This is a genomic window from Acidimicrobiales bacterium (assembly GCA_036399815.1).
Classification (GTDB): domain Bacteria; phylum Actinomycetota; class Acidimicrobiia; order Acidimicrobiales; family DASWMK01; genus DASWMK01.
This window is the reverse complement of record DASWMK010000207.1, coordinates 1-8,572: the sequence shown is the minus strand read 5'-3', so window position 1 is coordinate 8,572 and position 8,572 is coordinate 1. Positions and strand designations below refer to the sequence as shown.

At 77.3% G+C, this 8,572-nt stretch carries 10 protein-coding genes; 2 read left to right on the top strand and 8 right to left on the bottom strand.

Annotation, left to right across the window (positions count from 1 at the left end):
- The 3 genes from VGB14_15655 to VGB14_15645 form a co-directional block, all read right to left on the bottom strand.
- Window positions 1-793 (bottom strand): hypothetical protein (locus VGB14_15655; GenBank protein ID HEX9994365.1); only part of this gene is annotated, 793 nt, incomplete at its 3' end.
- 32 nt (window positions 794-825) lie between these two features.
- Entirely contained in the window at window positions 826-2,166 is a 1,341-nt protein-coding gene (locus VGB14_15650) for a carboxyl transferase domain-containing protein (protein HEX9994364.1), read from the bottom strand.
- A 32-nt stretch (window positions 2,167-2,198) separates the two neighbouring features.
- A complete protein-coding gene (locus VGB14_15645; GenBank protein ID HEX9994363.1) occupies window positions 2,199-3,116 on the bottom strand; it encodes a LysR family transcriptional regulator in 918 nt (305 codons plus the stop codon).
- Window positions 3,117-3,353: 237 nt separating this feature from the next.
- Here VGB14_15645 and VGB14_15640 point away from each other — a divergent pair, with 237 nt between their 5' ends.
- Complete coding sequence (locus VGB14_15640; protein ID HEX9994362.1) at window positions 3,354-4,775, top strand: HAD-IB family hydrolase; 1,422 nt, start codon at window positions 3,354-3,356, stop codon at window positions 4,773-4,775.
- 3 nt (window positions 4,776-4,778) lie between these two features.
- Here VGB14_15640 and VGB14_15635 read toward each other — a convergent pair whose 3' ends face one another.
- Together VGB14_15635 and VGB14_15630 are read right to left on the bottom strand one after the other, a co-directional pair.
- The gene (locus VGB14_15635) at window positions 4,779-5,246 is read right to left on the bottom strand and encodes a GNAT family N-acetyltransferase (protein HEX9994361.1); all 468 of its coding nucleotides are present in this window, start codon (window positions 5,244-5,246) and stop codon (window positions 4,779-4,781) included.
- A gap of 53 nt (window positions 5,247-5,299) precedes the next feature.
- Complete coding sequence (locus tag VGB14_15630) at window positions 5,300-6,058, bottom strand: neocarzinostatin apoprotein domain-containing protein (GenBank protein HEX9994360.1); 759 nt, start codon at window positions 6,056-6,058, stop codon at window positions 5,300-5,302.
- 190 nt (window positions 6,059-6,248) lie between these two features.
- Here VGB14_15630 and VGB14_15625 point away from each other — a divergent pair, with 190 nt between their 5' ends.
- On the top strand, window positions 6,249-7,364 hold the full coding sequence (locus tag VGB14_15625; protein ID HEX9994359.1) for a hypothetical protein: 1,116 nt from the start codon (window positions 6,249-6,251) through the stop codon (window positions 7,362-7,364).
- A gap of 29 nt (window positions 7,365-7,393) precedes the next feature.
- Here the strand turns inward: VGB14_15625 and VGB14_15620 are convergent, their stop codons facing one another.
- From VGB14_15620 to VGB14_15610, 3 genes are all read right to left on the bottom strand, one after another.
- Window positions 7,394-7,678, bottom strand: a complete 285-nt coding sequence (locus VGB14_15620) for a DUF4190 domain-containing protein (protein HEX9994358.1) — start codon at window positions 7,676-7,678, stop codon at window positions 7,394-7,396.
- Window positions 7,672-8,322 carry a nitroreductase family protein gene (locus tag VGB14_15615; protein ID HEX9994357.1) on the bottom strand — a complete coding sequence of 217 codons (651 nt, stop codon included), beginning with the start codon at window positions 8,320-8,322 and terminating at the stop codon, window positions 7,672-7,674. The genes VGB14_15620 and VGB14_15615 overlap by 7 nt, the downstream gene beginning before the upstream one ends.
- A gap of 13 nt (window positions 8,323-8,335) precedes the next feature.
- Window positions 8,336-8,572, bottom strand: a 237-nt coding sequence (locus VGB14_15610; GenBank protein HEX9994356.1) for a hypothetical protein, incomplete at its 5' end; no start/stop codon positions are given.

Here is an 8,572-nt window from a genome sequence, read left to right as displayed (position 1 = left end):
GGGTCGCCGGCGGCGCTCCGGCGGCGGCCGTCACCGTGGCCCCGGCGTCGGGCCAGGTGGGGCGGGGGGCGGGGCTGGGCGCGGCGGTGCGGGTCGGGAGGTCGGCGGCGGGCGGGGCGCCGTCCGGCCAGGCCGGGCGGGGCGCCGGCGGGATCGAACGGTCGGCCGCCGGGGTGGGCCAGGCCGGCGGCGTCGCCGGGGTGCCGCTGGCCGCCGGGGTGCGCACGGGGAGGGCGGGCCCCGGCTCGGGGGCTGCCGCCGCGATCGGGACGGCCGGCCCGGCGGCGGGCACCGTCTCCGACGCCGACGGCATCGGCGGCGGGCCGCCGGGCCCGGCGGGCGAGGGCGGCGGGGCGCCGTGGCCGGCGGGCGCCGTGGCCGGCGGGGCGCCGTATCCGCCGGGCGAGGGGGGCGGGGCGCCGTGGCCGGTGGGCGCGGGCGCCTGGGCGCCGTTGCCGGTGGGCGAGGGGGGCGGGGCGCCGTGCCCGACTGCCGGTGCGGGCTTCGGGGCGCCGTTCGCGGACGGCCCCGCGCCGGTGCCGGAGGGCGCCGACGGGCGGGCGCCGGTCGCCGCGGGCGTGGCCGGGGCGGGGTCGGGGGCGGGCGACTTGCGGGTGAGCTTGGCGCGCCAGGACGACTTGGCCGGCTGCTCCGGCGGCGGCGCCGCAGCCGCCGGCGCCGCTCCCGGCCTCGGCGCCTCGGGCTCGGGGGCCGGTGCGCCGTGCCAGGTGCAGCGGCCCTGGATGAGCACGTTCTGGCACTGCGGGCAGCGCGCATGGCGGTCGATCGTCACCGCTCGCCCTGTCGGCAGCGGCGACCCCGCCCTTAGAGCGGGGTGTTGTCGTGCCGCCTCGGCCGCAGCCGCTCCCGCTTGTCGGCCAGCAGCTCGAGGGCGGACGCCACCTCCCGGCGGGTGTCGGCCGGGTCGATGACGGCGTCGAGCAGCCCCCGCTCGGCGGCGACGTAGGGGTTCAGCAGGCGCTCGGCGTACGCCGCCTCGAGCTCCTCCCGCACCTCGGGCGGCTCCCGCCGGTGCAGGATCTCGACCGCCCCCTTGGCCCCCATCACCGCCACCTCGGCCGACGGCCAGGCGAGGCACAGGTCGCTGCCCATCGTCGCCGAGTCCATGACGATGTACGCCCCGCCGTACGCCTTGCGCAGCACCACGCACACCCGCGGCACCGTCGCCCTGGCGTAGGCGAAGGCGAGCTGGGCGCCGTGGCGGATCATCCCCCGCCACTCGAGGTCCTTCCCCGGATAGAAGCCGGGCGTGTCGACGAAGGTGAGCAGCGGCAGGTTGAACGCGTCGCAGAAGGCGACGAACCGGGCGCCCTTCTGCGACGACGGGATGTCGAGGGTGCCGGCGATCGACCGGGGCTGGTTGGCGACGACACCGATCCGCCGCCCGCCGATGGCGGCCAGCGCCGTCACCAGGTTCGGCGCCCAGTGGGGCCGCAGCTCCAGCAGGTCGCCGTCGTCCACCACGGCGGCGACGACGTCCCGCACGTCGTAGCTCCCGCTGGCCGTCGCCGGCAGGACGGCCCCGGCCTCGGGGGTGGGCCGCCAGGTGGGGTCGGCGGTCGGGCGGGGCGGCGCCGGGACGTCCGTGTGGGGCGGGAGGTGGCCGAGCAGGGTGCCGACCAGGGCGACGGCCTCGTCGGCGTCGCCGGCGACCAGGGACGCGACCCCGGTCCGCCGCCCGTGCACGTGGGCGCCGCCCAGGCCGTCGGCGTCGAGCCGCTCGCCGGTCACCGCCTCGACGGTCGACGGCCCCGTGACGAACGCGTACGCGCCGGCCGTCATCACCACCTGGTCGGCCAGCCCGAGGAGCAGGGCCGAGCCCGACACGACCGGCCCGACGGCGGCCGCCACCACCGGGACGACCCCCGAGCACCGGGCGACGGCCGCCGCCGCCCGCCCCCACGCCCGCAGGCCGTCCATCCCGGCGTCGGCGTCGGCGCCGCTCGAGGCGAGCAGGAGGACGAGCGGCACCCTGGCGTCGAGCGCCGCCTCGGCCGCGGCGACCAGCGTGTCGCCGTCGGCGCCGGTGAGCGCGCCGCCCCGCTCGCCGCCGGCCACCGAGGCGACGACGGCCGGGTGGCCCCCGACCGTGTCGACGGCCGCCGCCGCCACCCCCGCATGGCCGGCCCGGAGCCCGATCGTCATCACGGGGACCGACCCGGCCGGCGCCCGCCGCGTTACCCGCCGCCCGGCGGGTGCAGGCCGGGCTGGTCGCCCAGCTGGGTGGCGACGACGTCCCGGAGCACGTCGATCAGCGCCCGCGCCGGCGCCGACAGCAGCCCCTTGCGGCGGGTGGCGACGCCGACCTGTCGCCGGGCGAGGTCGTCCACCGTCACCCTCGCCCACGCGCCCGACAGCCACCCGGGGACGGCGCTCGCCGGCACCACGGCCGCCCCGAACCCCTCGAAGGCGAGCGACGCCACCAGCCGCAGCCCGTCGATCTCGGCCTGGGGCCGCAGCTCCACGCCGGCCCTGGCCGCCTCGGCGTCGAGGTCGTCCCTGAACGCCGTCCCCTGGGGCCCGAGGAGCAGCGGGTGGCGGGCCAGCTCGGCGAGGGTCACCCGCTCCCTGGCCGCCAGCGGGTGCCCGTCGGGGGCGACGACGAGCAGGTCCTCGTCGAAGAGGCGCTCGGCGGCGAGGTCGTCGTCGGCGCACGGCAGGTTGACGACGGCGAGGTCGAGCTGCCCGCCGATGACCTGGGGGCCGAGCGTGGTGGTGGTCGCCTCGACGACGACCAGCTCCACCCGGGGGTGGCGGTCCCGCATGGCGACGAGGAGGCGGGGGACGAGCCACCGCGCCGTCGTGCCGATCACCCCGAGGCGCACCGAGCCGGACACGGCGGCGCCCAGCGAGGCGACGTCGGCCAGCAGCGCCTCGACCTCGGCCTGCACCCGCCGGGCCCGGGCCACGACGGCCTCCCCCTCGTCGGTCAGCTTCCCGGAGGAGCGGTCGACGAGGGTGACCCCGAGCTCGCGCTCCAGCCGGGCGACGTGGGTCGACACGTTCGACTGCACGGTGTGCAGGGCGCGGGCCGCCGCCGAGAAGCTGCGGCGGTCGGCGACGGCGACGAGGGCGGCGAGCTGGCGGAGGTCCATCGCCATCCATGATGCCGGGTATCGCCAAGAACTGTTGGACAGATGGCAGGGCCGGGGAGATGATGACCGCACAACGCTGGAGCGGTTCTCCCTCCCCCCACCGCTCCGCACACGGTTCGAGGGCCGGCCCCCCCACCCTCGGAACCTCGTCGAAGGGACCGGCTCTCCCCCCCAGCCGGTCCCTTCGTTCGTTCCCGGGCGGGTGCCGGGCGCAGGGTGCGGGGTACCCTCCGGCCCGTGGCCGAGACCGCGGCGTTCTTCGACCTCGACCGCACGCTGCTCCAGGGCGCGAGCGGCCCTGTCATCACCGAGGCGTTGAAGGCGGCCGGCGTCCTCGACCGCTCGTTCCCCGGCGAGCGGCTCGTGTACCAGCTCTACAACGTGGTCGGCGAGACCCTCCCGAGCATGCTGCTCACCCGCCGGGCGGCCCGCTACGCGGCCGGCTGGTCGGCCGAGGCGGTGCGGGAGGCGGGCCGCCACGCCGCCACCGGCCTCGCCAACGCCGTGCAGCCGTACGCCCGGCCGCTGTTCGAGGAGCACCGCGCCGCCGGGCGCCGGCTGGTGATGGCGACGACGACGCCGCTCGACCTCGTGCGGCCCCTCGCCGACGAGCTCGGCTTCGACGACGTGGTCGCCACCCGCTACCACGAGGGCGACGACGGCCGCTACGACGGCACCATCGAGGGCCCGTTCGTGTGGGGCCCCGGGAAGCTGTCGGCCGTCACCCAGTGGGCCGACCGGCACGGCGTGTCGGTCGCCGACAGCTGGGCCTACTCGGACAGCTTCTACGACGTGCCCCTGCTGTCGGCCGTCGCCCACCCCGTGGCCGTCAACCCCGACCCCAGGCTCCGGGTCGTCGCCGCCCTGCGGCGCTGGCCGACGGTGTTCCTCGACGTGCCGCCGGGCGTGCCCAAGCTCGCCGGCCTCGAGCCCCAGCGGGTGCTGCTGCCGCTCGCCCGCCCGGAGCTGATCCCCTACGCCCGCTTCGACATCAAGGGGGTCGAGCACCTCCCGGCCACGGGCGGCGCCATCGTCGTCGCCAACCACCGCAGCTACTTCGACGTGACGGCCATGGCCGTCACCCTCGCCAAGCGGGGCCGGCCGGTGCGCTTCCTCGGCAAGAAGGAGGTGTTCGACGCGCCCGTGATCGGCCAGCTGGCCAAGGCGATGGGCGGCATCCGGGTGGACCGGGGCACCGGGTCGGACGAGCCGCTCAGGGAGGCGGCCGCCGCCCTGCGGGCCGGCGAGCTCGTGGCGATCATGCCCCAGGGCACCATCCCCAGGGGCCGGGCGTTCTTCGACCCCGAGCTGAAGGGCCGGTGGGGCGCGGCCCGGCTGGCGGCGATGGCGAAGGTGCCGGTGGTGCCGGTCGGGCTGTGGGGGACCGAGAAGGTCTGGCCCCGCAACGCGCGCCTGCCGAACGTGCTCAACGTGACCGGCGCGCCGGTCGTGCGGGTGCGGGTGGGGCCGCCGGTCAAGCTCTACCACCGCAGCGTGGACGCCGACACGAGGCGGATCATGGCGGCCATCGTCGACCTCCTCCCCGACGAGGCGCGGCAGCGGCGGGAGCCGACCGCCGAGGAGCTGGCGGCGACGTTCCCGCCGGGCTACAAGGGCGACCCCGACGCCGAGCCGGAGCGCCGGCCGGGCGCCGACTGACCTTCAGTCGAGCGCCATCGTCATGCACACGCTGTAGGGGCTCGACCGGTAGCCGGCGAACGGCTCGCAGGGCGTGAACCCGGCCCGCCGGTAGAGCGACCGGGCCGGCGCGAACCCCTCGGTCGTTCCCGTCTCCAGGCTGAGCCGCCGGTAGCCGCGGGAGCGGGCGACGGCGACGAGGTGCGCGAGCATCGCCCGCCCGACGCCCTGCCGGCGCGCCTCCGCGACGGTGTGCATGGACTTGATCTCGGCGTGCTCGGCGTCGAGGTGCCGGAGGGCCCCCACGGCGACGAGCCGGCCGGCGACCCGCGCGCTGTAGAAGGTGACGGCCGGGTCGGCCAGCCCGTCGACGGTGAGGGCGTGGACGTCCTCGGGCGGGCTCTCGGCGTCGGCGAAGGCGAGGTGGCGGGCGACGAGCCGCCGGACGTCCTCCCGCCACGGGTCGTCCTCGCGGATCTCCGGCGCCGGCATGCCGGCGACGCTAGGAGACGCGGGACGGCGGCGTCGGCCGGTGGCGGCCGGCCTCAGTCCTCCGGGCGGAGCGTGATGTCGGCCAGCACGTGGTCCTCGTGGACGCCGTAGTAGTCGAACCCGTAGCCGTACAGGTTCACGTGGGCCGGGCCGGGCTCGAAGCGGACCGACGAGTGGCGGACCCGCACCTTGACCGACCAGGGCATGCGCACGGTGGCGCACGACAGCGGCCCGAGCCAGGCCTGGCGCACGCCGGTCGCCGCCTGCTGGAGGTAGAGGTGGACGCTGGCGTCGACGGCCCGCGAGCACCGGACCGACCCGCTCACGGTGGCCACGCCGGCCTCGTCGACGGTCCCGAACGCGTCGATCGTCCAGCTGGTCTCGAGGGGCGGGGCCGGCGGCGCGTCGGGGTCGAAGGCGAGCGGCGTGCGGGCCAGCACGGTGCTCCACCGGCCCGGGACGAAGGCGAGGAGCTCGCACGTGCCCGGCGCGTCCGCGCAGTCGACGTCGCCGGCGGGCGTGGTGAAGAAGCGCCGGACGGCGAGGTCGTCGGAGAAGCGGCCCGCGGCGTCGACCGGCAGCATGAACGCGTCGCCGGTGCACTCCTCCGGCGCCGTCGCTCCGGCCAGGCAGACGGTCAGCGAGACGGTGGAGCCGGGCCGGAACCCGGTCCCGGCGACCTGCACGTGCTGGAGGTCGACGATGCCGGCGGCCGGGTCGACCCGGAGCTTCGGCGCCGTCGCCGCCCCGGCGGGCGTCGTCCCCAGGAGCGCGGCGAGCACGGACACGGCGAACAGCGCTCGAACGATCATCGTCATCCCCTCCCCAGGGCGCCGGCGAGCGGCGCGCCGGCAGGGTACCGCCGCGCCCGCCGCCGCGCCCGGGTCGGAGCGGGGCGAACCGGACGGCGGGCACGAACCGGGCCCCAGGGATGCTCAATTCCTCGCCAAGTCCCCCGGCCGCCCGTGACCGCCGCCACCCGCCCCGGTACCTTCGTCGGCCATGCCCCCCTCCACCCGGGGCGCCGCCGTGGCCTCGGCGGTCGCCCTGCTCTGTGCCGCGCTGGTGGCGCTCTCGCCGGCGCCGGCGACGGCCGCCGCCCGGACGGCCGGCACCCTCACGATCACCGGCGAGGCGCCCGACGGCTGCCCGGCCGGCGGCTACACCTGCTCGACGTTCCGGGTGACGTGCGCGGCGCCGTACGCCGACGTGCCGGCGATCGACGGGCGGATGGCGGTCGGCGCCCACCTCGGGACGCGCCTGAAGGGCATCGTCATGCTGTTCGTCGGCAACGACGGCATGGAGTACTGGGGCGGCACGCCCGAGCGCCGGGCCTTCGTCGACGACCTGCACGTCCGCGGCTACCGCACCGTCGAGGTCGCCTGGGACGAGCCCTACGCCCACGGCACCCAGGGCTACGTCGCCCTCACGTGCCGTCCGGCGGCCGCCGTCGAGTGGGGCGCCGGCGCGTACGCGGCGAGCGGCGCCCAGCCCGTCGCCGGCGACGGCGTGTGCGGCTTCTGCCTGATCGGCACGAGCGCGGGGACGGCGCAGGTGGCCTACCCGCTCGTGTTCCACGGCCTCGGCGGCCTGGTCGACGCCGCCCTCGAGATGAGCGGCCCGGCCGAGAGCGACCTGTACGAGGCGTGCGACCGGTCCACCCCCGTGTCGCCGTTCCAGTTCCTCGAGGTCGGGCGCTCGCCGGCGCGGGCCCGCATCGACGGCGCCTGGGACGGCGGGGCGGCCACCGCCGGCCCGTGCGAGTCGAACCCGTTCGACCCGTCGTTCGCGCCGGCCTGGGCGGCCAACAGCCTGGCCGCGGGCTCGCCGTCCGCCGTCCACGCCTTCCCGACGACCCGCTGGCACTTCATCTGGGGGGCCAAGGACACGACGGGGGCGGCCGGCCAGGGCCAGCTGTTCCTCCGGGCCCTCGACGAGGCCGGCTCGCCGATGCTCGGGCACGACTGCATGAACGGGCCCCACGACCTGGCCAGCAACGCCAAGGCCCTCCGCCAGCTGCGGGCCGCGGTGGAGTGGAAGCCGAGCGACGGGCCCGACCACCCGCCGCCCCTCGGCGAGCCGGTCGTCGACCCCCGCTGCGAGCTCACCAGGGGCTGACCGGCCGCCAGGGTCGGCGGGCCGGCGGGTCAGCCCGGGGTGGTGTCGTTGACGACCGAGAGCGTGTAGAGCAGCCCGACGACGGCGTTCACCGCGCCGATGACCATGCCGGCGATGGCGAGGCCCCGCCCCCGGTAGGCGCCCGGCTCCCGGGTGAGGTGGCGGACCGACACCAGGCCGAGCACGAACGCGGCGATGCCGAGGATCAGCGGCGCCACGAGCAGGCCGAGCAGGGCGACGACGAACGCGGGGATGGCGAGCCGCTCGAACGGGGGCCGGGCCTGGCGCTCGCCGGCGCCGCCCGGGCCTACCACCGGTTCCAGTGGAGGACCTGGTCGAGCGGCTGGCGGGGGGCCGGGCGGAAGTCCGTGCCGAGGGTGTAGGCGACGGGGATGAGCCCGACCTGGGTGCAGCGCTCGTAGGGGATGCCGAGCAGCTCGGCCGCCTCCCGCTCGTTGGGCAGGTGCAGGGTCGTCCACGCGCTGCCGAGGCCGCGGGAGCGGAGGGCCAGCATGAAGCTCCACACGGCCGGCAGGATCGAGCCCCAGAAGCCGGCCTGCACCACGGTCGGGGCGCCCTCCGGCACCCGGCCCCAGTGGCAGGGCACGACGTGGACCGGCACCTCGTGCAGGTGGTCGCGGAGGTGACGGGCCGAGTCCCGCACCCGGTCCATCCTCGCCGTGCGGACGTCGCCCTCGCCGTAGCTCGGCCCCGGGGTGTCGATGTACGCGTCGAAGTTCGGCCTGTAGAGGTCGGCGAGGCCCCGGCGGACGTCGGGGTCGTCGACCACCACCCAGTGCCAGGCCTGGCGGTTCGACCCGGTCGGGGCCTGCACGGCCAGCTCCAGGCACTCCTCGACCACCTCCCGCTCGACCGGGCGGCTCAGGTCGAGCCGCTTGCGGACGGACCGGGTGGTCGTCAGCAGCTCGTCGGGGGTCAGGTCGAGGCGGGTCGGCATGGCGCGGAGTGTGTCACGCGGCCGCCACGCGACCGGCCTGGCGGCCGGCGATGCGGCGGGCCCGGTCCTTGGGCACGACCTGCCACACGGCGTCGGCCGTCGCCTCCCAGTCCTTCAGCAGCAAAGCGACGCGCGAGGACCGGGTGAGGTCGGCGTGCCGCTCGACCAGCCAGCGCAGCTCGACGAGGTCCTCGGCCCCCGGCCGCACCACGTCCACGAGGTCGCCGTTCACCCGGGACAGCAGCCGGTC

What these genes read in the sequence shown, in the direction of transcription:
- VGB14_15625 (HEX9994359.1), top strand. Translation starts at nt 6,249, where the DNA reads ATGCCCCCCTCCACCCGGGGCGCCGCCGTGGCCTCGGCGGTCGCCCTG.
- VGB14_15645 (HEX9994363.1), bottom strand. Translation starts at nt 3,116, where the DNA reads ATGGACCTCCGCCAGCTCGCCGCCCTCGTCGCCGTCGCCGACCGCCGC.
- VGB14_15635 (HEX9994361.1), bottom strand. Translation starts at nt 5,246, where the DNA reads ATGCCGGCGCCGGAGATCCGCGAGGACGACCCGTGGCGGGAGGACGTC.
- VGB14_15650 (HEX9994364.1), bottom strand. Translation starts at nt 2,166, where the DNA reads ATGACGATCGGGCTCCGGGCCGGCCATGCGGGGGTGGCGGCGGCGGCC.
- VGB14_15630 (HEX9994360.1), bottom strand. Translation starts at nt 6,058, where the DNA reads ATGATCGTTCGAGCGCTGTTCGCCGTGTCCGTGCTCGCCGCGCTCCTG.
- VGB14_15615 (HEX9994357.1), bottom strand. Translation starts at nt 8,322, where the DNA reads ATGCCGACCCGCCTCGACCTGACCCCCGACGAGCTGCTGACGACCACC.